This window comes from Nitrospirota bacterium (assembly GCA_030645475.1).
Lineage (GTDB): Bacteria > Nitrospirota > Nitrospiria > Nitrospirales > Nitrospiraceae > Palsa-1315.
This window is the reverse complement of record JAUSMA010000067.1, coordinates 142,849-166,294: the sequence shown is the minus strand read 5'-3', so window position 1 is coordinate 166,294 and position 23,446 is coordinate 142,849. Positions and strand designations below refer to the sequence as shown.

The following is a 23,446-nucleotide window of genomic DNA, read 5'->3' as shown; positions in this document are numbered from 1 at the left end:
ATATTCGATGTGGTCGGTATCTATGGCGGCTCCCTCATCGGAGTGGATTTGTTGGGAGTGAGCGAAGGGGCCTATTGGAACTCGATCGAATCGGCGGTGGAATGGAAAGATATCTACGGCGGCATTCTCAAGTCGATCAGCTTCGGACTGATCATCAGTTGGATCTGTTGCTATAAAGGGTTCTACACGAGACAGAGTGCCGAGGGATTGGGGAGTGCCACGACGGAGGCCGTCGTCTTATCGTCGGTGCTCATCCTCGTCTGGGATTATTTTCTGACCTCGGTCTTGCTCTAATCAGGATGCTGAAAAAATCCACCAGCGGCGTTCTCGCTTCCCTCAGAGGCTCAACGTACCAAAGCGTACGTCTCGCCTCTTCGCTCGCTGCGGCCTTGCTGGATGGCCTTTTTGAGCATCCTGCGGTGGCCACTTCGAGTAGTTTTGGCAGCCAATTTGGAGAAAAGATTGTTTATCGAATGATCGCAGGGGCGGGGTCGAGGCGATCCGGGGCTGGCTTTGGCTGAACCTGGCTCTTGGGCATGATGGCGGTCGCGCTGCAGGTTTTACCCTCTTCGTCGGTCTGGCGGTCCACGATCTTGACGCCTTGGAGATATTCCTGGACGATTTCTTCCCTGGTGAGTTCGATGTCCTGTTCGGTTTCCCGGCCGGTCCGGTCGCGCACCCGGTCGACCATGTGCTCCTTGACCATCACACGAATTTGTTTCGCAAGATCGGTCCGCGCCGACAGTTCCGACACCCGTTGGCAGACCATCTTGCCTTTACTGAGGTCTCCCTGGCCTTTTCCGATGAGGTACTGTTCTTCGGAGTAATGGCCATCGCGTTCTGAGACGCTGCCCCTGCTGCCCGCTTGTTGGTTTGTCTGACTGCCTCGCTCGGCCTGGTGCAGTTGTTGGAATGACTGCTCGGCATGGTGGTTGACCTGTGGCGACCCGTTGCCTGACTCAGCCGATGTCATACCCGATTGCCCGAAGCATGTGATGGCCACCAAGCTGCAATAGAGGGGGACGAAGGTTATTCTGCTCTGCACGAGTTACTTTCCTTTCCCTCTGCCGCCCCCGCCTCCTCGTCCGCCCCCTCCGCCGTGACCTCCGCCTCCCTGTGGGCGCGGCGCAATCTGATAGGGGGTCCGTGGGACCTGGTGCGGAGTCGGCGGATGGATCTGGTTGATGGTTGGAGGCAGGCGATTCATCATGGGTGGCTGGCCTGCTTGGGGTTGGTGCTGCAAAAACTGTTGGAGGGCGCGTGCCGATCTGGAGTTCTGTGGTGCGCTGTTCGATGGCGGCAGGAAGGGATTGATCTGGTGGATGTCCGTCAGCGTTCGTGAGCCTGGCTGATGCGATGGCTGACCAGACTGGGGTTGATTGCCGATTTGCGGCGGCCCCGTCGGTGTGCTGTGAGAAATTTCATTGAGTGTTCGCGGGGTCGTCTGAGACCCAGGCCCCGGCACGATCTGATAACTCGGCATGGTTGGCGGTCTCATGCCCGGTGCAGGGGGGGCCGGTGGCTGTGGCGGTACCGGCGGCTGTTTCGTGGCAAATACTTGTTGTGCCGCGAGAACATGGGGGCTGGTGGGATAGAGGCCCCGTGCGACGTTCAGGAGTGCTTGGGTTTGGGCCAGCCCCACCCAGGGAGAGGGATAGACAGCCGGCGAGACGAGCACCCAATCCGTCCAGGCTTGCGAGACCATGGCGTTGGATTGCACCCGATTCAAGATCTCTTGGCGTTGCTGAGAGGCCTGCTGTGTCTGCTCTGCGGTCGAGGCATTCGACAATGCCTGGTTCGCCGCATCGAGCTCCTGCTGTAGTTGCTCATTTTCCTGCTGCAGCGCGACGAGCTGATGCCGGGCATCCTCGTTCTCCCGCAAGGCTGCAATGGCATTGCTGACTTCTTCCGTATCGATCTGGGCGACCAGATCCGTTTTGACCACAATGGTGTCACCGTCGAGCACCGTGTTGGTATTTTGCTCCAGAATAAGCACGAGACCGGCGGTATAGGTTCGGATCTCGTCTTTCGTGACATCCAAACCGTCCACAACCGTGACGCTTTCGAGGTAGACGGCGACTTGCTCCAGGGCCACCCGTTTGGCCGCTTCAGTGGCCAGGCGGATGGCGTCTTCTCTGGTGTCCCGGTCCCCCATCCGATGTTCACCCTGGGCGGTCACGATTCGGACCTCTGCCAGAGTGACTGATGGCCAGAGAGACAGGATGGTCAATAGGACGATGAGGCTGAAACTCGATGGTGTAAGGTGAGAGAGCGTCACGCGGGTGGGGGGCTGTGACGTAAGAAAGATGTCCGGCATCGCCCTCACCTTCTGGATAGAACTGACGCGCCAGGCGCCGATTCGTTGACAGCCACGAGGTGGAAAGTCAGCATAACACCGACATCGACTTTTCTGCCAGAAGTCGTTCCTTCGCTGCATGAACCCTTATGAACCCTGCCTGTGGGACCCTAGCCTCCCTTGCCTTGGCAGAAAACGCCATGATAGCTTAGAAGTTCCCTTGGAATAGAAAGGACTGATCTGTGAAACTAGCACTCAGCCTCCATCGCGGATGGTCGACTCGAATACTGATCACATCGTGGTTCTCTCTCTGTTTGCTCTTCCAAAGCGGGGCCGCGGTCGAGGCTGCCCCGGCGACGGCTCCTACGGTACCGGTTCAGACCGAGCATGTGATTCTGTTCGTCCTCGAAGGGTTCGGTCAGGACTCGCTGAAGGGCGGCACGATGCCGACTCTCAGCCGGTTGATCAAGGATGGCTCTGTCACCTGGTCTGCCACGGCGGTGAAGCCTGCATTGCGGTTGCCCACGATGGCCTCGTTGATTACGGGGATGCCGGTCGAAAAACATGGGATTACCTGGAATACGTTCGAATTTAGCCGTGGGTACCCGCGCGCTCCGAGTATGTTCGACTATCTCGATTTGAGTGGGGGGCGCGACAGCGCGATTTTCCTCATGGACGAATCGCTCTATCAGCTGGCGCGCCCCGAGCCCTACACGGACTATCAGATGTGCGGGCCGCTGAAGTCTGAGTGCAGCACGGATCGCATCGTGTCCTACATCCGTCAATATTTCAAGAAAGCGACCAGCGGTCATGGGTATGGACATGCCATCCCTGCGCTCCCGCATTTCCTGGTTGTCCACCTTCCTGAGGCCGGTCGAGTGGGCGCGTCAAAAGGCTGGGCTTCGAAGGAGTACCGCGACGCCCTTCGTCTGGTGGATAAGGGTATCCACTCCGTGTTGGATATCTATCAAGAGCATGGACTGACCAAGCGGACCACGCTGTTCGTGACCTCGCTCAGTGCCGAAGGCCGAGATGCGGGCCAAGAACAAGCTGACGCCGCTGTTCCGATGGTGCCGTGGATTGCCTCGGGGGTGGGGATTAAACAGGGTCATGCGATTCACCAGCCGGTCTCGATTTTAGATACCGGTGCGACCGTGATGCGGACGTTAGGATTAGAGACTCACACCGAATGGGAGAGTCATGCCGTGGAAGAAATCTTTCAGGCGGCTTTTGTTGCGGCCCCACGGGTATCCTTGGAATAGGTCATCATGATGAAGCATGTGAAACACAATAGGATTTGTTCTCTCGTTGGAGGGTTGCTGGTCGTGGCAGCGATGTCCTCACCAGCCATAGCCGGTCCGCCGGCCGCCTATACCCAGGAACATACCATCACCATCGATGCGACGACCATCAATCCTCAGACCTGGTGGTACGTGCCTGGCGTGACGCCCCCTATCCAGGCCTCGGACCCCGAATCCATGGATGCCTACAGGACGACCGAGCCTCGTACGCTCAAATTGAAGCCGGGCAAATATAAGTTCATTAGCTTCACGTTTGATTTTCCGTTCACCGTGAACTTAGAGGGAAAGTTAGAGGTTGCCCAGTCGCTCGACCAATGTGTGGAGGGACGAGGGACCCAAACCTTAATCATCCGTTGCAGCCGAACCTATCCGCATGGCGGCCAGCGCGATAACTACTATCAGTAGAGGAGCCGCACCCATGGCCCAGGCGCTTGATGATTTGTTAGAAGCACTCGAGGATGTCGATGACGCGACCCGTGAGGAGGCGTCCAAGGCACTCGCCGAGCTTGCCGATCCGACCACATTGGATGCGCTGGTCGGCGCCTGCGGAGACGAGTATTGGGCGGTGCGGGCCCATGCGGGCCGAGCCGTGGCAAAGATCGGCGGCGCCAAAGCCGTAGAAGCGCTCATCGGTTTGTTTAACGATTCCATTATGGATGTGCGGAACGATGTCGTGGCCGCCGTCGCCTCGATGGGTGCGGCTGTCGTCGATCGCCTGATTGCCGCGTTGAAGGACGAGCGGTGGCGTGTCCGTGAGCATGCCGCAAAAGCGAGTGGCGACATCAAGGACCGGAAAGCGGTCGAGGCCCTCATGCTTGTCTGCCGAGATCGCGATGGCGCCGTGAAGAGTGCGGCTGCAGAGGCGCTGGGCAAAATCGGCGATCCGAAAGCGATTCCGACCCTGACCAAGCTCTTCCGCGATCCTTCGAAAACGGTGCGAGAAACAGCCGGGACCGCTCTCATTTTTATCGGCCAGCCCTCCGTCGATCCTCTCTTGGAATGTCTTAAGGATAAAGATTTCGTGGTCCGATGCCATGCGGCCCGCGCGCTGGGCGGGATGACGACCGACTATCAAATCGGTCGAACCTGGGTACGGGACGCCAAAGTCGTCGATGCCCTGATTGCCACGCTGAAAGATCCGGATCGGGCTGTGCGAGAAGATGCGACGATTGCCCTGGGCCAGATCGGCGATCCGCGAGCGATCGATGCCTTGATCGAGGCGATGAAGGATGGCGTGGTGAAACGGCATGCCATTGCGTCGCTCGGCATGATCGGTGATCCACGCGCCTTGCCTCCGGTGTTGGATGCGTTGAAGGGGAAGGGTATTCGGCAGGATGGGACCCCGACGCCAGGCTGTATCGTCAGCGAAGACGCCTTTATCAAGGAAGCCGCGGCGACGGCGCTCGGCCAGTTCCGCGATCCGCGCGTGATTCCCGACTTGATCATGCTGTTGAAGGACGGCGTCTTGCGCGAAAAGGCCAGTGCGGCCTTGGCCACGATCGGCGATACGGCGATCGAGCCGTTGATCGCCTTTCTCTACGATCCGAAAGCCTCCGAAGTCATCGCTGAAGGGGAGCGGGTGCTTTCTTATGCGTCGGTTCGACTCACGGCAAAAGACGCATTACGTCTTCTGGCGCTTGAAACATTGGAAAAGTTGGGCTGGATGCCGGCGCCGGAAGACATCACCGTCAATTCGAGCGTGGTCGATAATGCCCGGGTGGACATGCCCCTTGGCGACACCGGTCGATTTGGTCCTTCGGGAGATTTTGCGCAGAGGGGTTAGCGCGCCGTCTGATGTTGAGCGGTCGGTACTGTGAGCTCGTCACCGGACAGTGTGACCCATCCGGCGACGTGGCTCACGGGCCAGGAACAATCGTTCAGATTATTTTCGTTTCTTCTTCGGCAGTGCCCCACCCTGGATGATAGGGCCCAGAGGGATTTGCATAATCGTTCGTGACTCACCCGTTGTCCGGATCCCGATGCCGTGCGTATCGGCGGTTTCTTTTCCATCCTTCATATTCGTGATGGCGGCCTGTCCTTTATAGTGTCCGACCTTCCCGTCCGCGTCGACGTGGATCACTCCGACACCGGGAATCGTTCCTTTTGCATTGTTCACCGTCTTGTCATTGCCCGTAAGGGGAGCCGGTCCACGGAGGCCGACGAACACGTATTGGCCGTCCGGGGAGACGTCCATGAGATCCGGAGCCGGATCCTTGTTGGCATCGGTCGTCAGATCCACCGAGCCGACGCTGAGATGGCTCAAGGTATCGATAATCTCCACGTTGTTACCCGCCCGGTCTGCGCTCCAGAGATAACGGCCTACCGCGGCCATCCCATGTGAGTCTGCAAATTGGTCGTCCCGCTGCGAGATCCGTTTAGCCGACACCGACTTCGGGAGATTCGACAGGTCGAGGGCATAGACATCATAGGAGAGCGGAGCGATGGGCCAGCCGCCGCCTGAATTGATGTACATCGTGTCATCGATTTGCACGCCCCCGCAGCCGGCTGGATGGATCTGATTGTTGTCCAGCGTGGCCAAGACTTTCATCGGTGTCACCGTGACGTCGATCACCAGCAGACCTCCGCCACGGAGCGTGACGAATGCATACTTGCTCGACGCTTCCGTGATGGGGCAAATCGGGGAGGCGTCCGGCCGCTCACCGCCTTCGAACGCGGCGAGATTCAGCACGTCTTTCTCAGGGTCGAACGAGAAGGTGTGCGCGGCGTAATCGGTCCAAATCCGGATAAACTTCTTTTCGGCGATGTTGGCCGCGATCGCCATCTTCTGATCCGGCGTCGGCCAGGCGGCATGCACGTTCTTTCCCATCGACAGGCAGGCTTCAGGTTTTTTGGTGGCCGCGTCCATGATCAAGACCTGCCCGCTGAGAAACGAAATAATGACATGGGCCTGATCCTCGGTGAAAAACAGCATGTGCGGCCGGCGGACGGCTTTCTTCGTGGCTTCCTCGCAGAACGTATTGATGTCGCCTCCGACATCGATGGTGGTTGTCGGTTTGGTTGTCGTGGGGTTTGCCGCCAGAGCGGCTCCGTCATAGATGTAAATGAACCCCCCGCTTTCTTTCGCGGTATCCGACTGGTCGGTCAGCCAGACTTCGTAGGCCTCTGCTGAGGTGCCGAGACCCGTCACGAAGATGATGAGCAGAATTGTCAGGATGGCACATGTCCTGAGCTGTGGTCTCCAAGTCGTCATAAGGGCCTCCATTTCAAAACAAGGATACGCATGTAGGAAGAGATATTGTGCATGGGCACGATATCGTAGGCGTCGGTCGATGCGCTGTCAATTCTCGTCGCCGCCTGTCCTGAACGGGCGTTAGCGCCGGTCTCTGTGCGTTGACCCTGTGAAAATGGCTATGTTACGCTCATCGATCCCGGACCAGGAGATTCTGCATGGCGGATGCGGTAGCCGAACAGATCGCGGCGCTGAAGGACGAGGATTGGGCGATTCGCGAAGAAGCCGCCACGATGCTTGGCACGTTTCGGGATCCGAGGGCGGTCGCGCCGCTGGTCTCCGTCCTTCGTGATGGCGATCGCGCGGTGCGCGATGCGGCGATCGGCGCTCTCTTAGCTATTGGAGAACCGGCGGTCACGACGCTCGGCGCCTGCCTCTCCGATCCGGTGCTCACGGTTCAGGAGTTGGCCTCGTCGGTGCTGGCCACCATTGCCGATGTGCGGGTGCTGGCACCGCTCGTTAAGGCGCTCAAGAGCCCCGACTGGATTGTGCGGATGCATGCGGCCAAGGCATTGGGTCGGATTAAAGATTCGGGAGCGGTCTCGCCGTTGGTGCCGCTGTTACAAGATAAGGTGAAAGCCGTTCGCGAGGAGACGTCGACTGCCCTTGCGGCGATCGGCGAGGCGGCGCTCGCATCGTTACTGGCCGCGCTGACCCATACAGACTGGCTGGTGCGGTTGCATGCGGTAGAAGCTTTGGGGAAGACCAGGTCTCCGGAGGCGGTGGCCCCTCTGTTGTCGGTGTTGTTCAACGATCATGACAGGGCGGTTCGCGAGGACGCAGTTCGTGCGTTGGGTCAGATCGGTGATGCGCGCGCCGTGGAGTTTCTCGTGACGGCGATGCACACACCCGGCATGCGCCCGTTAGCGGTTGAGGCATTGGGTCGGATCGGCGATCGCAGTGCCGTGCCGGTGCTGATCGCAGTGCTTGAACGAGTCGACCAACCGGAGATCTCGCGGCCCGTCGAGGGCTGCGGCGATCAGTGGGATGAAGAGCGACTCACGTTAGGAGAGGTCGTTCGGGCTTTGGGTGCGATCCGGGACGAGGCGGCAATCCCGTCTCTGATGAAGGCGCTTCGGTATACGGTGACCCGAGCGGAAGCCGCGGATGCGCTGACTCGATTCGGCTCCGCCGTGATCGCGCCGTTGCTGGCGGTACTGGCCCGTGAGTCGGATGATAATGTTCGATACCATGTCAAAGATACGTTAGCCAAAGTCGGCTGGCGCGCAGGACGTGTGTAGCAGGCCGTTGAACCACTATGTCTAAAGAAACGATTGAAACGCTGGTCTCCGAGCTCATCCATGAAGAGGACTGGCGTCGGATGCGCGCAACCGCGGCCTGTTTGTCGGGCGGACCCCGTGCGGTGCAGGCCTTGGTTCAGGTACTGGAGACCGGTTCGCCTGCGCTGAAAGCTGAAGCGGCGGCCATGCTGGCGCGTGTGAACGATCCTTTGTGCGGCGTGCCCTTGGTCGGTTTGCTCCGGGATGAGGATGAGGCCGTCCGCAAGGCCGGCGCCTCAGCGTTGGAACATATGGCGGGGGTGTTGGACGTGACGACTGCGTCGGCGTTGACCTCGCTGCTCTATGAGTCGAAGGATGATGGGATTCGCGTGGCGGCCTCGCACTTACTGGGGATGATCCCGAATGCGATCGCCCCGCTCAGCGAGATGCTGACCCATCCGGATCCGGAAGCGCAGATCATGGCTGCGAAGATGCTGGAGCATTTGCTCGATCCCCGTTCATCGGATGCCTTTATTACAGCCATGGGCCAGCCGGCTATTCGCGACATCGCGGTGCGGACGCTCAAGAAGTTGACGGCCATTCGTGAGCGCATCAACGAGGTCTTCGACGCGCTTCGCGAGATTGAGGAATTGAGCGAGCGGGAAGAGGCTCGCATGAGCACCGTGATCAATCTCCTGGCGATCGGGCGCCCTAGTGTGGAGATCTTGATCGAGTACCTGGAGGATGACGATTGGGTCATCCGTGAAGCCGCCGCCGACTTGCTGGGCAAGATCGGCGATGTGCGGGCCGTCGAGCCGCTGATGGAGCGGTTGCGGATCGATAAAGATACGGGCGTCAAAGAGCTGGCCATGAAATCCTTGGGCTTGATCGGCGATGCCAGGCCGGCCCAACTCTATATCGAGGCCATTCCCATTCGACCTCTCCGGGTCTTTGCCATGGAAGCCTTGGCCAAAGTAAAGGATGTGGAGGTGTTGCGGCCGTACAAGGAACTGTTCGATCGGTTGAGGACAGACCGGGACGGTCTCGTCGCATACAATTCCGGCTTGATCGCCGATAAACTGGAAGCGCTCGACGGGACGCCTGTCGAGAGTCAGGGAGGGCAGGACGACGATGAGTGACGAGATGCAGGCAGAACGGATCGAGCAGCTGATCGGGGCCCTTCGGGACGACAATGAAGCGCTCCGTAATCATGCGATTGCCAGTTTGAGTCAGGTGGGTGAGGATGCTGTGGGGCCGTTGATCGGGCTCATGGCAGACGAAGATGTCCTGATTCGGGAAGCGGCGACCAGCGCCATTGTGCGAATCGGCCCATCGGTCGTTGATCCATTAATCGAAGCATTGACGGACGATGAATGGGCGATTCGTGAACAGGCTGCCGCGGGATTAGGGAAGCTGAAGGATCCCAGGGGTATCGATCCCCTGGTGAACGCGCTGAAGGATAAAGATGGCGCGGTGCGAACCGCTGCCGTGTGGGCTCTTGAGCGTATCGGCGATGCGCGGGCTGTGCCCGGATTGATCGAGGCGCTCACGGACAACACGGTGCGTGAGGATGTGGCGCGTGTGCTGAAGAAGATCGGCGATGCGCGGGCCGTCGATGCCTTGATCGAGGGGCTGCTGGGCAACAATTGGATGGTGCGGCGTCATGCGGCCGAAGCGCTGGGTAAGATCGGCGATGCCCGCGGAGCCGGTCCGTTGATCGAATCGCTCAAGGATGAAGACTGGCTTGTGAGACGGAATGCGGCGGAGTCGCTTGCGCGGCTCGGGGCGAAGCAGGCGATCGACCCCTTGCTTCCGCTGCTCGAAGATGAGAATACGATGGTGCAGGAGACGGTAGAAGGGGTATTGGCAAGTCTCGGATGGAAAGCGAAGCCGTAATCTTTATTTCGACGTAAAGGATACACATCATGGCGGATGAAGCTCCTCCAAAGCTTATTCAGATCGGTCCCAAGGGCGGTGCGAAGAAAGACGGATTCAATCTCGTCACGGAACGGGTCGTCGCGGTGAACCTCGAGGCGAAGCAGCTCGAAGTCGAACTGTTGGCCTACGATGGCAAGACGGTCGTGCTGGACGTGGATGACGAGGCGATTGAAGAGCTCAAGAAGCTCAAGGTGGGAGACGGCGCCACGATTCGCGTCGTCGAAGAAGGCGGGAAGCGGGTCGCCAAGAGCTTCCGGATTCGTGCGAAGGATCCCAATGCGGCGCGCGCCGATGCGATGTTGTTGGATCTGAAAGATAGTCATTGGCTCAATCGAAAGTATGCAGCGGAAGTGCTGGGCGAGCTCAAGGAAGTTCGCGCGGTACGGCCGTTGGTTGAGGCGTTGGCGGATGAAGTGGGCGATGTCCGGCAGCGTGCCTACGATTCCTTGATCAAGATCGGCGGACCGGCTGTGTCATCCCTCGTGCCTTTGCTGGTTTCTGAGGAGGATGAGGTCCGGCAATCCGTGACGGAAATCATTCGCAAGATCGGAAAGCCTGCCGTCGAGCCGTTGGCCACGGCGCTTGCCGAGGCCGACGACCGTTTGAAAACACGGGTGATGAAGGTCTTGGACCGGATGGGTTACAAGCCCAAGGTCAAAGAGGAAGCCAAGGAAGCTGAAGCTCCGCGGCTCACGTAACGCTTCGGTTACGTGGACTGAGAGGGCGTCTTCGTTGGTCTTCCGACAGAGATGTGGCGGAAGCCAAATCCCGCGACCCGGTCCGGCTCATAGACATTCCGCAGGTCGAAGAAGATGGGCTGGCGTAAGAGGGTTTTCAGTCTGTCGAAGTCGAGCGTTCGGAACTGGTTCCATTCGGTCATGAGGATCAGGGCATCCGCCCCCTGTGCCGTGTCGTAGGCATCTTTACAGGGAACGAGGCCGGAAACAATCTGACAGGCTTCTTCCAGCCCGGCAGGATCGTAGGCGCGAACGGTCGCGCCCTGTTTCATCAGTTCCTGCGCAATGGCCAGGGCCGGCGCATCCCGTAAGTCGTTGGTGTTGGGCTTGAAGGACAGGCCCAACATCGCGAACGTCTTTCCCTTGATTCCGCCAACTTCCTTCGTGATCTTGTCGATCATCCTGCCACGCTGCTGTTCATTGACAAGAGCGGCGGCTCCTGCGATTTGCATGGGATAGCCGGCTCGCTCTCCCGTCTGGACCAGTGCCGCCAAATCTTTAGGGAAACAAGATCCCCCGAACCCCGGACCCGCATGGAGAAACTTCGATCCAATCCGGTTGTCGAGCCCCATGCCTTTCGCCACCATCTGTACGTCGGCGCCCATTTTCTCGCAGATTGTCGCGATTTCGTTGATGAACGAAATCTTGGTGGCCAGGAAGGCGTTGGAGGCATATTTGATCATTTCGGCCGTCGGGATATCTGTTACGACGAATGGAGTTTCGATGAGGTAGAGCGGACGATAGAGGTCTTTCATGATCGCAATCGCCTGCTCGCTGTCTGCGCCGATGACGACCCGGTTCGGCCGCATGAAATCTTCAATGGCAGACCCTTCGCGCAGAAATTCCGGGTTGGAGACGATGTCGAAACGGAATTTACCCGATTGATTGGCGGTGATCACCTCGCGCAACTTTTCCCCTGTTCCCACCGGGACGGTCGACTTGGTGACGATTACCTTGTAGCCGGTCATGGTTCGGGCGATGCCCCGGCCGACTTCTTCGACGTACGAGAGATCGGCGGATCCGTCTGCTCGTGGCGGGGTTCCGACCGCAATAAAAATCACGAGAGCCTTGTCGACGGCTTTGGCCACGTCGGTCGTAAAGTTGATTCGGCCCTCCCGAATGCCTTTGGCAACGAGCTCGGTGATCCCCGGTTCGTAGAAGGGCACATCGCCTTTCTCAAGCCTGGCGATCCTCGTGGCGTCGGTATCCATGCAGGTCACGCTCACGCCGAATTCAGAAAAACAGGCTCCTGTGACCAGCCCGACATAACCGGTTCCAATGACACTGATATGCATACGTCCCTCTTCTCCATTGCCAAGAACGAACTGGGCGGAGTATAGCAATGGTATCGAGGGTGAGCAACGAAGTTATGGATAGTCTTGTTCGCAGGGTAAGCAGCTTGTACGCTCGTTGACAGCTGCAGGAGGGCTGAGTACTATTTGCTCCCTTCATTGAACGGATCTCACGTATGGCGATTCAAAGCAGACCGATTCAGCGGCCACTCGCCGTGATGATGTGCCGGACCCTCTGCACGATCGGTCCGGACGCGACCTTGTTGGAGGCGGCCAAGCTGATGCGCGATGCAAAGGTTGGCGCATTACTGGTACGCGAGGGCGGTCACTACAGTGGTCTCGTGAGCGAATCGGACTTGGTTCGCAAGGGGTTGGCCGAATCCCGTTCGGCAGAAGAGACGTTGGTTCGTGCCGTTATGAGCAGCCCGCTGTTATCGATCGAGAGTGCAAGTTCGGCGCACGAGGCGAGCGAGAAAATGGCGGAACATGGGATTCGGCACCTAGCCGTGTCTGACGATGGACAGATTGTCGGGATCCTCTCCGTTCGCGACCTCTTACGGTACTTCAAGAATTGGGGCGGCCTATGATCGAGTTAAGCAATCTCTATATCGCGCTGGATCGTTCCCTTTTCCCCTGCGATGTTTCTGCATGAGCCCTGTTAATCGGTCGGTTCATACGCCTCGGTGGTTTCTTCTGGTGACGGCGCTGGTGACCGGAGCCGTGGTCATGGCGCTCGAGATCTTGGGAAGCCGACTCTTAGCTCCCGTGTTCGGAAACTCCCTCTTCGTCTGGGGTGCATTGATTGGAGTTATTCTTGCCGCCATGAGTGGCGGGTATGCCTTTGGCGGCTGGGTTTCCGACCGGTACCCCGGCGCGCAGGTCTTGGCAGGGCTGCTGTTGTTTTCTGGAGCCTGGACCTTTCTGATCGCCTGGCTTGGCCAGCCGGTGCTCTTTGCGGTGGCGAAGGCGATTGAGGATCCCCGGTGGGGCCCCTGTGTCGCCGCGGCCCTGCTCCTCGGCCCGCCAGCCTTTGGTCTGAGCGGCGTCTTGCCGGCTATGTTGCGATTGGCCGTATTAGACCTCGAGTATTTCGGACGGCATACCGGTCGGATGATCGCACTTTCGACCATGGGGAGTTTGGCCGGAACCTGGGGAACGGCCTTTTTCTTTCTCTCCTGGATCGGCAGTCAGGCACTTGTGGCGTGGCTCGGGGCCATTCAGGTGGGGCTAGGTCTCTGGTGGTTGGTCCGTGGGACGGCAGCACGGCCGGTCGTGATCGGCCTCATCATCCTATGTATCGGAGGCCTGGGAGCCGGTGCCTTGTCTCCAATCCAGAAGCTGAAGGCGCCGGTCTATCAGGAAGACAGCCCCTACCAGCAAGTACGAATCCGCGATGACGATCTCTTTCGCTATCTCGTCCTGGACCGGACCTTCCATGCGGTCATGTGGAAGGCGGACCCGATTGCGCTATTTCTTCCCTATAGCCAATTGATGGTTGCGTCGTTGGCCTTGGTGCCAGAGCCGAAGCGAGGGCTGATCCTTGGCCATGGAGGCGGATCGCTGGCGAAGTGGGTCGCCAATCGCTGGCCTGAACTCGAGTTGGATGTGGTCGAGTTCGATCCGGTGGTCGTTCGCATGGCCGAAGAGTATTTTTCCTATCAGCCGCCCCCCCAGCATCACATACATGCCCGTGACGCCAGGGTCTTTCTCAATTCCACGGAGCGGACCTACGACTTCATCTGGGTTGATGCGTTCGCCAGACATATGATTCCGTTTCACCTGACCACGGTGGAGTTCTTTGCGGAGTTGCGGGCCCATCTGTCGCCGAATGGTGTTCTCGCAGTGAATTTGGCCTCATCAGGCGAGGGGGGCGATCTCTTGCGGGCCAATGCAGTCGTGCAGACGATGCGAGGGTCGTTCCCTCACGTCGAGTCTTTTGCGGTCAAGGGGCCCTGGAAGTCCGCTCAGACGAAATCGGAGAATTTGATTTTCTTTGCTGGCACTCCGCTCGCGCGGCACCAGCTTGCTGTCACTGCAGACAAGGTCAATGCATTGGTCGAACACCAGCGCCTCCCGTTCGAAGCGATTGCTCTGCTGAGTACCCATCGCACGGAACCCTGGGAGGTAGGTGTTGTGTTAACCGACAACTATGCGCCCTATGATCTTTTGATCGGATCCACGGTCCAAGAGGTACAGCCCGAGGCAGTGACAACGCACTAAGCCATTGAAGTCATTGCGACTTATCTGGATTATACGCGGCTACTATGGATGGCAGCCATTTGAAAAATGGCAGATTATCCTTCTTGCTTCCGTTTTCGCCGCTGTGCTATAAGGTTGCCTCTTGATGAGCGGGCAAGCTGGTAGAACATAATTAAGTGTCACACGCAGAGAAGTAGTAGTCAGCATGGTGTAGGCTACCAGGTCGTGGCGGTAGTTATTTACCAACCTAATCACATCTCTTCTTCTTTCTTAAGGAGGTAGGTCATGGGCAAGACGATGTTAGGGGTCTTCTTCGGCCTCGTGATGGTCATGGCTGGGGCATCTTCAGCATTTGCGCTCCAGGCAGGCGGAGTCGAAATCGGGGATTTGGAGACTGGCTCGGTCGTAGGGCAGTCCTTCAAGGAGCTGGATGTCGATGCTCAGCTATATGCTGTTGAGATCGGCAACTTAAAGACCTGGTATCCACCCGTCACGATTATCGATTTCAAGGTTCGTCCTGGTCGTCCAGTGCTGCTTAAGGTGACGAACAATGGCACGGCCGATCATGGATTTCAGATGACCGATGCCGTAAATGCCGGTTCGCCGTTTGTGATGAAGGCGGAAGTGGTATTGAAGCCGGGCGAAACCAAGTACATTGGAATTCCGACCAGCGATATGTTCTATGCCACGCAGGGGAACACGCTGATCTATCGTTGTCACTTGCACCCGGCTCATGTCGGCGGCAAGATTTTGATGATCAAGTAGTCGTTCTTGGTAGAAGTGTTTGACCACTGCCCTCTTTGCGATACCGCGAAGAGGGCGGTGGTTTTTTTATGCAAGGACGATGGATCGAATAGCGGCGATTACACATCTTCTTCGGCTCGGCAGTCAGTTCCTGGCTGGAGCGGGATATTCTGAGCCCCTCTGAGCTCTCCTGCCACGATTAGCAGCAGGAAATGGCGTAAGGTCGGTTCCGCTTCATGCCTCTCGCTGACGATGGTGTGCATGTCCACAACCATTTCATCCCCATCCCATTGTGTTCCATTGATCACCCAATAGTGGCTGGCGGCATCGGGGAACTGTCGAACCACAAACGTTTCGATGATAGTTCCCAGGTCAGCGGTACTGGACTGCGCCAATGTTGGCAAGGTGAGGATTCCGCAGAGCGTACTCATGACGATCCACTGATATCGCATGGGGCACCTCCAAGGGAAGGGCGAACAATTGCTGGTGGCTCTATCGAGAAAGACCAGCCGGATGGTCATCCAATACGTTACGAATAATCCTACGCCTGACAGGGAGTAGGAATCTACATGAGGGTCGTTGTGGCGGTGACTGTAGAAACAAGAAGGCCCTGCTTCTCATGGAAAAGCAGGGCCTTCTTGTTGACTCAGGAATGAGAACTAGTTGCGCACGCCACTCCAGATCTTGGCAGGATCAATGGCCTTATCAGGATTAAGCGCCTTGGCTTTATCAAGAAGGACTTCCGTCGTTTCCGGATAGAGCGGATCGGCGATACAGCAATTATCGACCGGGCAGACAGCGGCGCACTGGGGCTCGTCGAAGTGTCCGACGCACTCGGTGCAGCGGTCGTGCGTAATGATATAAATACTATCGCCGACTCCCTGGCCGTCGCCGACATGATTGCCCTTCGCTTCCGCGTCGCTGCGAGTTTCAAAAATCGCCTCGTTCGGACATTCGGGCAAGCAGGCCCCACAGGAGATACATTCATCAGTAATCAGCAGCGCCATGACCCTCGCCTCCTTCTCACTACAATAGAGACACACACGGTTGACAAGTCCGCCCCGCCACGACATAGTGCGTGCCGCGACGTGAATGCCATTCTAGTCTGTCGCTCTTTTCCAAGTCAACAGAACGGCACTTGCTCAGAAGGCCTAGCCTCCCTATGTGAATGGGCCTTTGGGCCCACTGACTCACGATGAGTCGCGAAATGAAATACCAATGGCCACCATACCAATAAGCGATCGCGAGCAGAAAAAGAAGCGCATCATCACGCTCGTTCTCATGGCAATTTTCTTGATGAGCGCGTCGTTCTTTCTCATCGATCGGAAAGACGAGACGATCATTATCGTATCGTTTCCGAACGGTCATGTGCTTGAGACGGAAGTTGCGGACACACCGGAGAAGCTGCTCTTCGGTCTTGCTTTCCGAGAGACGTTGCCGGCGAATAGCGGAATGCTTTATATCTTCGAGTCGACCGGACAGAACCATATTTGGACAAAGGCCTATCGGTTTTCAGTGGATATCATGTGGGTCGATGAGAGTCATCACGTCGTGGGGCTCAAGGAAGATGTCGCTCCTTGTCTGGAAGATGACTGCCCCAAATTTAGTTCCTCTCCTGAAGTGGTCCGCTACGCGATTCAAGCAGAGGCAGGCTTCATCAAGCGCGAAGGAATTACCGTGGGGCAGGAGTTGAAATATACACTTCGGATGTAATGCGCGTGCGGATGGGTGCAAAGCATGAAGAGAGGAGTCGGTGTGGCATGCTAGAAGGGTTTCAGTCCGTTGCCCAGGTTGAAGAGCTCCCGCCAGGACAGGCAAAAGTCGTGACGGTGAACAAGCGCGAGATTGCGCTCTTTAATATTGATGGGGCCTATTTTGCGATCCACAATTTGTGCCCCCATGAGGGCGGCCCCTTGTGTGAAGGGCGGGTCAAAGGCTTTGTCGTGGCCTGTCCCTGGCACGATCTGGCATTCGACGTTCGAAACGGACAAGGGACGGATGGCGGCGGATATTGTGTGGGAAGTTATGACGTGCGGATAGAAGGCACGGAGATTTGTGTCGGGCCCCGGCGGAAAACATAATACGTTATGATTAGGCGAATGATAAGGCGCGGGTTGCCGCGTACGTGACGATGAGTATGACTTCCGGTTCCGATCATGATGGCCTCAAAGTCTCAGATGGGGTAAAGGTAATTGAGACGACTCTTGAGCGTCCCCTCCAGATTCGTCTCTGGGAGGATAGGACGCGCGGGGAGCTCTGGGTTCCGACCTATGATTCGACGGGGCTGACCCTGTTGGCTGACGACTACCAGCGCATCGCCGGAAACAATGCGGTCGATAATGGGCAGCGGACCTTCGAGTTTAAGGTGATGAGGCCGGGAACCCATCGGGTGTTGTTTGAAAAACGCATGGGGTGGAAGTTTACGGCTGAAGACCGGCGGGTTTTCGAGGTGACGGCTCCCGACTCTTCGACTCGGAGGAGTGCGTAGCCGTGCCGGATGTCGCGTTCGTCAATGGATCGTTTGTGCCGTTGGCCGAGGCAAAGATCTCGATCGACGATCGAGGCTTTCAGTTCGGCGACGGCGTCTACGAAGTGATCCGCACCTACAAGGGGCGTCCATTCGCACTCGAGGCTCATTGGGCCCGACTCGAGCGTAGTGCTGCGGCGCTTGATCTGACGCAGCCCTATTCCCGCATCGAATGGACCCACTATGTCTTGGAAGGGGTGAGGCGGGCTGCCTATCCTGAAGCCAAAATCTACATTCAGCTGAGCAGGGGCGCCGCTCCCCGCGATCATGTCTATCCGGCGCAAGTGGCGCCCACGGTTGTGATGACAGTTCGCGAATTCCACCCTCTCGACAAGTCGGTGCCGGCCGCCGGTGTGGAGGCCATGACGATCGAGGACATTCGATGGGGGCGTTGCGATATCAAGAGTCTGAATTTATTAGCGAATGTACTCGCACGTCAGCAGGCCAAGCAGGCTCACGTGTTTGAAGCCATTTTGGTCAAAGAGGGCTTGGTGACTGAGGGGGCGGTCAGCAACGTGATGGTGGTTCGTGGAGGAACGGTGATGACGGCTCCGGAAGGACCGCGCATTTTGTCCGGGGTCACGCGGGCCGTCGTGTTGGAGCTGGCCAGAAATGAGGGTCTACCGATTCACGAGCGCGGTATCTCGCAAGCAGAGCTCTATAGTGCCGACGAAGTGTTTCTCACTGGAACCACAGTCGAGGTCCTGGCCGTTGTCCGCGTGGATGGAAAAGCCATTGGGGATGGACGGCCTGGTTCAATCACGCAACGACTTGCCGCAGGCTTTACGAGGCTGGTCGGCTAGGCTCTTGCTTTGGTATAGGGGGCATGTTATGGTCTCGGCACTGGAAGTGGGCTCAGGCCCACTTTTTTGTTTAATCTCTAGAAATGATTGACTCCAAAGAAGCAGGGCGAGGGGTGTCGGTGAAGGAATCCCGACCAGTCGTCGATCGCATCAGCGAAGTGGTGTCGCCCATCCTGTGGGCCTTGGGGCTAGAATTAGTCGACGTCGTCTGTGTCGGGCAAGGTACGCGGTCAGTCGTTCGCGTGTACATCGATAAGGTGGGCGGCGTCACGGTAGAAGATTGCGGGCGTGCACATCTCGAGATCAGTCCGGCCTTGGATGTGGCTGATCCGTTTCCCCATACTTATACGCTGGAAGTCTCCTCGCCGGGTCTGGATCGGGCCTTCAGGCGGGTTCAGGATTATCGCCGGGCAGTGGGCAAAGAGGTGAGCGTCAAGCTCAAGCAGCCGATCGACGGACAGTGGCGTGTGGTCGGACTGTTGACGGAAGTGAGTGAGCAGGGCATTACGGTCGTGGTGAGCGATGCGCGCCCTGAGCGGACAGTCATTCTTGAGTTCGACTCGATTGCTGAAGCGCGACGCGTCGTCACGTTTTAGGGGTGCGGGAGTCGATTACCGCGGTATATGCATATCGCTGCCTTTAGGAGGGTGGCTGCAGGGGCAGCTGCCGGAGAGTGAGCTATGAATCGAGAATTGATTTCGGTCATCGACGAACTTGGTCGGTCAAAGGGCATCGAGAAGAGCCGAGTGATCGGGGCGATTGAGTCGGCCCTTCAAATGGCTGCTAAAAAACGTTTCGGGCAGGCTGAGAACATTCAGGTTGAGATCGACTCCAAGACCGGTGAAATCTCCGTCGTGTCGAAGAAGACCATTGTTGATGTGGTCGCCAATCCCAAAACAGAGGTCTCCCTACAGGAAGCTCGCCAGTTCGATAGCGAGGCAGAGGTCGGTGACGAGATCGGGTCGGTCATCGAGATGAGCGACTTGGGACGGATTGCGGCGCAAACTGCCAAGCAAGTGATTTTCCAGAAGGTCCGTGAGGCCGAATGGGAAGCGGTTCAAAAGGAATATTCGACGCGGCAGGGAGATCTGGTCAACGGCATCATTCTCGGGATGGAGCGCCGGAACTACCTGGTGGATTTGGGCAAGACGGAGGCGGTGTTGCCGATTCAGGAGCAGATTCCGCGGGAAACCTATCGCCGTGGCGATCGGGTGAAGGCGATGCTCCTGGAAGTGCGCCGGACGCCAAAAGATGTCCAGGTCATCTTGACGCGCAGTCACCCCCAGTTCGTGTCGAAGCTGTTCGAATTGGAAGTGCCTGAAGTCCTTGAGAAGATCGTCGAGATCAAGTCGATTGTGCGGGAACCTGGCGATCGGACGAAGATTGCCGTGACGTCTCGCGAGAAAGCCGTCGATCCGGTTGGAGCCTGTGTGGGAATCAAGGGGTCGCGGGTTCAAGCCGTCGTCCGCGAGCTGCGCGGAGAAAAAATCGACATCATTACCTGGACCTCCGATCCGCGTGTGTTCATCGCCGAGGCGTTGAATCCGGCAAGTATTGAGAAGGTCGGCCTCGATGAGGAGAAGAAGTCGGCGTTGGTCGTCGTGGCGGATTCTCAGCTGTCGTTAGCGATCGGAAAGAATGGCCAGAACGTGCGATTGGCAGCCCGCCTGACCGGCTGGAAGATCGATATTATCAGCGCGACGGAGTACGAAAAAGAAAAAGCCGAGCGGGATAACGATATCAAGGCGGCATTGGCAGAGGAAACCGAGGCGCTGCATCAGCAACAAGAAGCCCGGGAACAGGAATTACAAGCTCGGGCAGAGTCGGAGTCGGATGCCGGGTAAAGAAGAACAGGTGTCAAATCCTCATGCGCGTTTACGAATTGGCTAAGCAGCTCGGGATGGAAAACCGTGAACTCATTCCTGAATTGAAGCGGATGGGTGTCGCCGTCGCTTCGCACAGTAGTGCGTTGGAGGACGACGTGGTGCAGAAAGCGTTGGAAAAGCTCGGTTCAAAAGCCAAAACTGCCACAAAAGCAACAGGCAAAGAAGCCGATGCTGGTCGGGGTAAGGTTGTCGCGGGGGTAAAGGCCGGGTCGGCCCAGGCCGCTCCGGTGGCGGAGGATGCCTCTAAGTCCGATAAGCGCCGGATTCTGATTAAGCGCAAGCGGGATGACGAGCCGCCCGCTGAAATCGTGGCTTCCCAGCCCGCAGTTGAAGCGATTGGCAGTGGCGGAACGACCGTCGATGCTCCTGTCGTCACTCCTACGTTGGCCCATCCCATCATTGAGACACCAATCGCTCCGCATCCTGAGTTGACGCCGATGCCGGATCTGACGCCTGCTGCGGGAGTTCAGATTGCTCTGCCTCCAGTTATTGCGGTCAAGCCTGCTGCAGCACCTAGCCCTGACCTGACTGCTGGAAAAAAGAAGCCCCTCTCCCTCGAAGAGTTACAAGCCGAGGGCTTGAAAGAGAAGGCGAAGAAGGCTCGTAAGCCCGGCCGTACTCGGGAAGAAGAAGAGCTTCGACTGCGTGAGGATGCGGCTCGCTGGCAGGATCTTCGTGCCATTCCGTTGCACCAGCGCCGTGACGACCGTAGTAAGCATGTGCATCATAGCGCGCCAGGGGAAGTGACCAAGCCGCGGCGGAAGGGTTTCAAGTTTACGGCTGGTATGACGGTGAAGGAATTCGCCGAACTGATCGGGCAGCGCCCCGCCGACATTATGCGTAAGCTGATGGATATGGGGCAGATGCTCACGTTCAATCAGACGATGAACGTGGATGCGGCTGTGATCATTGCTGAAGAGAACGGGATCAAGCTCGATCTCTCGACGGAGAAGGTCGGAGAGGAATTGTTGGAGTCCGTCGTACAGACGGAGGAAGACGCTCAGCTCGAGTCGCGGCCACCGGTCGTGACGATCATGGGCCATGTCGACCACGGCAAAACGTCGCTGCTCGATGCGATCCGGCAAACAAAAGTGGCGGAAGGTGAGGCCGGTGGGATTACGCAGCATATCGGCGCGTACACCGTGGCGGTTCGCGGGAAACAGGTGACCTTCCTGGATACGCCGGGCCACGAAGCCTTCACGGCGATGCGCGGTCGCGGTGCCAAGATTACCGATATTGTCATCCTGGTCGTGGCGGCGGACGATGGCGTGATGCCGCAAACGATCGAAGCGATCAATCATGCCAGGGCCGCGTCCGTTCCAATCATTGTGGCCATTAATAAAATCGATAAGCCTGGCGCCAATGCAGACCGTGTGAAGAACGCCCTGTCAGAACATGGGTTGATCTCCGAGTCCTGGGGCGGGGATACGATCATGGTCGAGGTTTCAGCCAAAGAAAAGACCGGCTTGGATACGTTGCTGGAGATGATTCTTCTGCAATCTGAAGTGCTGGAGCTCAAGGCTGATCCGCATCGGATGGCCAAGGGTGTTGTGGTGGAAGCCAAGCTGGAACGAGGGCGTGGACCCGTGGCGACCGTGCTGGTCCAGAGCGGGACGCTTCGCGTCGGTGATGTGTTCGTCGTTGGGGTATTTAGCGGAAAAGTTCGGGCACTGATTGCGCACACGGGAGCCAAGGTACAAGCAGCCGGTCCTTCCATCCCTGTCGAAGTGGCCGGGCTCCCTGGTGTGCCTTCGGCGGGCGATGTTTTTCAGGTTGTGAAGGATGAACGGGTCGCGCGCGAGATTGCGGAAGATCGAGCGCATAAGCAGCGAACGACAGATTTGTCCGGGTCAGCGAAGGTCACCCTCGACGACTTGTTTGCCAAGATTAAAGAAGGCTCCGTGAAGGAGCTGGCATTGGTGATTAAGTCCGACGTTCAGGGGTCGGCGGAAGCGCTGACGGCCAGCGTCGAAAAACTGGCAACCGCCGCGGTCAAGTTGCGCGTCATTCACAGCGGCGTGGGCGGGATTACGGAATCCGACGTGTTGCTGGCTGCCGCGTCGAATGCCATCGTGATCGGATTCAATGTCAGGCCGGAGCCGAAGGCGTTGGCCCTAGCCGAGCAGCAAGGCGTCGATATCCGCCAGTACACGATTATTTACGATGCGATGACCGAGATTAAGGCCGCGATGGAAGGGCTGCTCGAACCGACGCTCAAGGAGCGGATCTTGGGACGGGCCGAGGTACGGCAGGTCTTCACGGTGTCCAAGTCCGGAGTCATTGCCGGGGCCTATGTGGTGGATGGCACGATTACCCGTGCGGCGGTCGGAGTTCGGGTGCTTCGCGACAATGTCGTGGCCTACGAAGGGAAGCTCGGGTCGTTGCGCCGCTTTAAGGACGATGTCCGTGAAGTGCAGCAGGGCTACGAATGCGGAATCAGCGTCGAGAATTTCAACGACATCAAGGCTGGGGACATCATCGAAGCCTACGCGATCGATAAGATCGCCGCAAAGCTCTAAGGTGTGAGTTTGCCCCGTGGGTATCATTGTCGGACTCTGTACGGTCGAGCTGTTTATCCCTGGGAGTCAGTCGTTGAAGGATAAGCGGCAGGTGCTGTTGAGTCTCAAGGACCGATTGCGTGAGAAGTTCAATCTCTCCGTCGCTGAGGTTGATGGGCAGGATTTGTGGCAGAAGGCCGTATTGGGGCTGGCCTGCGTGGCCAAGAAGGGCGATACGTCAACCAAGTGTGTGACCAAGCGCTGAACCTGATTCGGAGCGTCCCGGCCGTGGAAATTGTCCAGTCTCGAGTGGAATTGTTGTGACGGCGGCATGCCTGGTGGAGTGCACGGTGGCCAAGACAGGATATCATCGGGCTGATCGTGTGGCCGATCAAATTCGCATGGAAGTGGCCGATATCCTCATGCGGAAGATCAAGGACCCCCGTGTACAAGCCGTGACGGTGACCGACGTCAAGCTGACGAGCGATCTGCGGATCGCTCGCGTGTTTGTTACCACCATGGGCACGAAAGACGAAGAGCGGAACGTCTTTGTCGGGTTGGAGCAAGCCAGCGGATTTGTCCGAGGTGAGCTAGGGCGCCGACTCTCGCTTCGGTATCTGCCGGAAATCGTCTTTGCCAAGGATGTCAGCGGGCCGAGAGGCGATCGCGTGCTGCAGTTGCTGGATGAGCTCCACGTCGATACGGAGGCCGGAGGCGGGTCGTCCGAAGAGAAGACGAGTTCGTAGTATCGGGGA

The 23,446-nt window shown here is 57.9% G+C and carries 26 protein-coding genes; 20 read left to right on the top strand and 6 right to left on the bottom strand.

Features of this window, described 5'->3' with window-relative positions:
* Positions 1–294 (top strand): ABC transporter permease (locus Q7U76_14345; GenBank protein ID MDO8357564.1); only part of this gene is annotated, 294 nt, incomplete at its 5' end.
* A 172-nt stretch (positions 295–466) separates the two neighbouring features.
* On the opposite strand, the gene Q7U76_14340 is transcribed toward Q7U76_14345, so the two are convergent.
* Positions 467–1,003 carry an LPP20 family lipoprotein gene (locus Q7U76_14340; GenBank protein MDO8357563.1) on the bottom strand — a complete coding sequence of 179 codons (537 nt, stop codon included), beginning with the start codon at positions 1,001–1,003 and terminating at the stop codon, positions 467–469.
* 45 nt (positions 1,004–1,048) lie between these two features.
* A complete protein-coding gene (locus tag Q7U76_14335; protein MDO8357562.1) occupies positions 1,049–2,317 on the bottom strand; it encodes a hypothetical protein in 1,269 nt (422 codons plus the stop codon).
* 221 nt (positions 2,318–2,538) lie between these two features.
* Between Q7U76_14335 and Q7U76_14330 the strand changes: the two genes are divergently transcribed.
* The 3 genes from Q7U76_14330 to Q7U76_14320 are packed head-to-tail and all read left to right on the top strand — an operon-like array spanning position 2,539 to position 5,380.
* Positions 2,539–3,558 (top strand): alkaline phosphatase family protein, encoded by a 1,020-nt coding sequence (locus Q7U76_14330; GenBank protein ID MDO8357561.1) that lies wholly within the window; start codon positions 2,539–2,541, stop codon positions 3,556–3,558.
* Positions 3,559–3,564: 6 nt separating this feature from the next.
* Positions 3,565–4,002, top strand: coding sequence for a hypothetical protein (locus tag Q7U76_14325; protein MDO8357560.1), 438 nt, complete (start codon positions 3,565–3,567; stop codon positions 4,000–4,002).
* Positions 4,003–4,015: 13 nt separating this feature from the next.
* On the top strand, positions 4,016–5,380 hold the full coding sequence (locus tag Q7U76_14320) for a HEAT repeat domain-containing protein (GenBank protein ID MDO8357559.1): 1,365 nt from the start codon (positions 4,016–4,018) through the stop codon (positions 5,378–5,380).
* 99 nt (positions 5,381–5,479) lie between these two features.
* Here Q7U76_14320 and Q7U76_14315 read toward each other — a convergent pair whose 3' ends face one another.
* Positions 5,480–6,808: a hypothetical protein gene (locus Q7U76_14315; GenBank protein MDO8357558.1), complete on the bottom strand. Its 1,329-nt coding sequence runs from the start codon at positions 6,806–6,808 to the stop codon at positions 5,480–5,482.
* 197 nt (positions 6,809–7,005) lie between these two features.
* Here Q7U76_14315 and Q7U76_14310 point away from each other — a divergent pair, with 197 nt between their 5' ends.
* From Q7U76_14310 to Q7U76_14295, 4 genes are read left to right on the top strand one after another with little or no spacing between them, the layout of a single operon-like run.
* The gene (locus Q7U76_14310) at positions 7,006–8,088 is read left to right on the top strand and encodes a HEAT repeat domain-containing protein (protein MDO8357557.1); all 1,083 of its coding nucleotides are present in this window, start codon (positions 7,006–7,008) and stop codon (positions 8,086–8,088) included.
* Between the two features lie 17 nt (positions 8,089–8,105).
* A complete protein-coding gene (locus tag Q7U76_14305) occupies positions 8,106–9,206 on the top strand; it encodes a HEAT repeat domain-containing protein (protein ID MDO8357556.1) in 1,101 nt (366 codons plus the stop codon).
* Positions 9,199–9,963: a HEAT repeat domain-containing protein gene (locus tag Q7U76_14300; protein MDO8357555.1), complete on the top strand. Its 765-nt coding sequence runs from the start codon at positions 9,199–9,201 to the stop codon at positions 9,961–9,963. Before Q7U76_14305 ends, Q7U76_14300 begins: the two co-directional genes overlap by 8 nt.
* Before the next feature lie 29 nt (positions 9,964–9,992).
* Complete coding sequence (locus Q7U76_14295; protein MDO8357554.1) at positions 9,993–10,703, top strand: HEAT repeat domain-containing protein; 711 nt, start codon at positions 9,993–9,995, stop codon at positions 10,701–10,703.
* An 8-nt stretch (positions 10,704–10,711) separates the two neighbouring features.
* Here Q7U76_14295 and Q7U76_14290 read toward each other — a convergent pair whose 3' ends face one another.
* A complete protein-coding gene (locus Q7U76_14290) occupies positions 10,712–12,037 on the bottom strand; it encodes a UDP-glucose/GDP-mannose dehydrogenase family protein (protein MDO8357553.1) in 1,326 nt (441 codons plus the stop codon).
* A gap of 173 nt (positions 12,038–12,210) precedes the next feature.
* On the opposite strand from Q7U76_14290, the gene Q7U76_14285 reads away from it, so the two are divergent.
* From Q7U76_14285 to Q7U76_14275, 3 genes are all read left to right on the top strand, one after another.
* Positions 12,211–12,621: a CBS domain-containing protein gene (locus Q7U76_14285; GenBank protein MDO8357552.1), complete on the top strand. Its 411-nt coding sequence runs from the start codon at positions 12,211–12,213 to the stop codon at positions 12,619–12,621.
* A 61-nt stretch (positions 12,622–12,682) separates the two neighbouring features.
* On the top strand, positions 12,683–14,254 hold the full coding sequence (locus Q7U76_14280; GenBank protein MDO8357551.1) for a fused MFS/spermidine synthase: 1,572 nt from the start codon (positions 12,683–12,685) through the stop codon (positions 14,252–14,254).
* 264 nt (positions 14,255–14,518) lie between these two features.
* Positions 14,519–14,998 carry a hypothetical protein gene (locus Q7U76_14275; GenBank protein ID MDO8357550.1) on the top strand — a complete coding sequence of 160 codons (480 nt, stop codon included), beginning with the start codon at positions 14,519–14,521 and terminating at the stop codon, positions 14,996–14,998.
* Positions 14,999–15,096: 98 nt separating this feature from the next.
* Here Q7U76_14275 and Q7U76_14270 read toward each other — a convergent pair whose 3' ends face one another.
* Together Q7U76_14270 and Q7U76_14265 are read right to left on the bottom strand one after the other, a co-directional pair.
* Complete coding sequence (locus tag Q7U76_14270) at positions 15,097–15,429, bottom strand: hypothetical protein (GenBank protein ID MDO8357549.1); 333 nt, start codon at positions 15,427–15,429, stop codon at positions 15,097–15,099.
* A gap of 207 nt (positions 15,430–15,636) precedes the next feature.
* Positions 15,637–15,984: a 4Fe-4S dicluster domain-containing protein gene (locus tag Q7U76_14265; GenBank protein ID MDO8357548.1), complete on the bottom strand. Its 348-nt coding sequence runs from the start codon at positions 15,982–15,984 to the stop codon at positions 15,637–15,639.
* Positions 15,985–16,195: 211 nt separating this feature from the next.
* Here Q7U76_14265 and Q7U76_14260 point away from each other — a divergent pair, with 211 nt between their 5' ends.
* The 9 genes from Q7U76_14260 (at position 16,196) to rbfA (ending at position 23,437) form a co-directional block, all read left to right on the top strand.
* The gene (locus Q7U76_14260; GenBank protein MDO8357547.1) at positions 16,196–16,690 is read left to right on the top strand and encodes a DUF192 domain-containing protein; all 495 of its coding nucleotides are present in this window, start codon (positions 16,196–16,198) and stop codon (positions 16,688–16,690) included.
* Between the two features lie 47 nt (positions 16,691–16,737).
* Positions 16,738–17,058, top strand: a complete 321-nt coding sequence (locus Q7U76_14255; GenBank protein MDO8357546.1) for a Rieske 2Fe-2S domain-containing protein — start codon at positions 16,738–16,740, stop codon at positions 17,056–17,058.
* Between the two features lie 50 nt (positions 17,059–17,108).
* Entirely contained in the window at positions 17,109–17,465 is a 357-nt protein-coding gene (locus Q7U76_14250; protein MDO8357545.1) for a protease inhibitor I42 family protein, read from the top strand.
* A 2-nt stretch (positions 17,466–17,467) separates the two neighbouring features.
* Positions 17,468–18,307 carry a D-amino-acid transaminase gene (gene dat, locus Q7U76_14245; protein ID MDO8357544.1) on the top strand — a complete coding sequence of 280 codons (840 nt, stop codon included), beginning with the start codon at positions 17,468–17,470 and terminating at the stop codon, positions 18,305–18,307.
* Between the two features lie 83 nt (positions 18,308–18,390).
* Entirely contained in the window at positions 18,391–18,903 is a 513-nt protein-coding gene (rimP, locus tag Q7U76_14240; protein MDO8357543.1) for a ribosome maturation factor RimP, read from the top strand.
* A gap of 84 nt (positions 18,904–18,987) precedes the next feature.
* Entirely contained in the window at positions 18,988–20,151 is a 1,164-nt protein-coding gene (gene nusA / locus Q7U76_14235) for a transcription termination factor NusA (GenBank protein ID MDO8357542.1), read from the top strand.
* A gap of 23 nt (positions 20,152–20,174) precedes the next feature.
* Positions 20,175–22,712, top strand: a complete 2,538-nt coding sequence (gene infB, locus Q7U76_14230) for a translation initiation factor IF-2 (protein MDO8357541.1) — start codon at positions 20,175–20,177, stop codon at positions 22,710–22,712.
* A gap of 16 nt (positions 22,713–22,728) precedes the next feature.
* The gene (locus tag Q7U76_14225; GenBank protein ID MDO8357540.1) at positions 22,729–22,956 is read left to right on the top strand and encodes a DUF503 domain-containing protein; all 228 of its coding nucleotides are present in this window, start codon (positions 22,729–22,731) and stop codon (positions 22,954–22,956) included.
* Positions 22,957–23,041: 85 nt separating this feature from the next.
* Positions 23,042–23,437, top strand: coding sequence for a 30S ribosome-binding factor RbfA (rbfA, locus tag Q7U76_14220; protein MDO8357539.1), 396 nt, complete (start codon positions 23,042–23,044; stop codon positions 23,435–23,437).
* Positions 23,438–23,446 lie beyond the last annotated feature (9 nt).

Bases quoted from the DNA above. Each gene is read 5' to 3' on its own strand.
- Q7U76_14335 (MDO8357562.1), bottom strand. From the start codon at position 2,317: ATGCCGGACATCTTTCTTACGTCACAGCCCCCCACCCGCGTGACGCTC.
- Q7U76_14325 (MDO8357560.1), top strand. From the start codon at position 3,565: ATGATGAAGCATGTGAAACACAATAGGATTTGTTCTCTCGTTGGAGGG.
- Q7U76_14320 (MDO8357559.1), top strand. From the start codon at position 4,016: ATGGCCCAGGCGCTTGATGATTTGTTAGAAGCACTCGAGGATGTCGAT.
- Q7U76_14315 (MDO8357558.1), bottom strand. From the start codon at position 6,808: ATGACGACTTGGAGACCACAGCTCAGGACATGTGCCATCCTGACAATT.
- Q7U76_14310 (MDO8357557.1), top strand. From the start codon at position 7,006: ATGGCGGATGCGGTAGCCGAACAGATCGCGGCGCTGAAGGACGAGGAT.
- Q7U76_14305 (MDO8357556.1), top strand. From the start codon at position 8,106: ATGTCTAAAGAAACGATTGAAACGCTGGTCTCCGAGCTCATCCATGAA.
- Q7U76_14300 (MDO8357555.1), top strand. From the start codon at position 9,199: ATGAGTGACGAGATGCAGGCAGAACGGATCGAGCAGCTGATCGGGGCC.
- Q7U76_14295 (MDO8357554.1), top strand. From the start codon at position 9,993: ATGGCGGATGAAGCTCCTCCAAAGCTTATTCAGATCGGTCCCAAGGGC.
- Q7U76_14290 (MDO8357553.1), bottom strand. From the start codon at position 12,037: ATGCATATCAGTGTCATTGGAACCGGTTATGTCGGGCTGGTCACAGGA.
- Q7U76_14285 (MDO8357552.1), top strand. From the start codon at position 12,211: ATGGCGATTCAAAGCAGACCGATTCAGCGGCCACTCGCCGTGATGATG.
- Q7U76_14280 (MDO8357551.1), top strand. From the start codon at position 12,683: ATGAGCCCTGTTAATCGGTCGGTTCATACGCCTCGGTGGTTTCTTCTG.
- Q7U76_14275 (MDO8357550.1), top strand. From the start codon at position 14,519: ATGGGCAAGACGATGTTAGGGGTCTTCTTCGGCCTCGTGATGGTCATG.
- Q7U76_14270 (MDO8357549.1), bottom strand. From the start codon at position 15,429: ATGCGATATCAGTGGATCGTCATGAGTACGCTCTGCGGAATCCTCACC.
- Q7U76_14265 (MDO8357548.1), bottom strand. From the start codon at position 15,984: ATGGCGCTGCTGATTACTGATGAATGTATCTCCTGTGGGGCCTGCTTG.
- Q7U76_14260 (MDO8357547.1), top strand. From the start codon at position 16,196: ATGGCCACCATACCAATAAGCGATCGCGAGCAGAAAAAGAAGCGCATC.
- Q7U76_14255 (MDO8357546.1), top strand. From the start codon at position 16,738: ATGCTAGAAGGGTTTCAGTCCGTTGCCCAGGTTGAAGAGCTCCCGCCA.
- Q7U76_14250 (MDO8357545.1), top strand. From the start codon at position 17,109: ATGAGTATGACTTCCGGTTCCGATCATGATGGCCTCAAAGTCTCAGAT.
- rimP (MDO8357543.1), top strand. From the start codon at position 18,391: ATGATTGACTCCAAAGAAGCAGGGCGAGGGGTGTCGGTGAAGGAATCC.
- nusA (MDO8357542.1), top strand. From the start codon at position 18,988: ATGAATCGAGAATTGATTTCGGTCATCGACGAACTTGGTCGGTCAAAG.
- infB (MDO8357541.1), top strand. From the start codon at position 20,175: ATGCGCGTTTACGAATTGGCTAAGCAGCTCGGGATGGAAAACCGTGAA.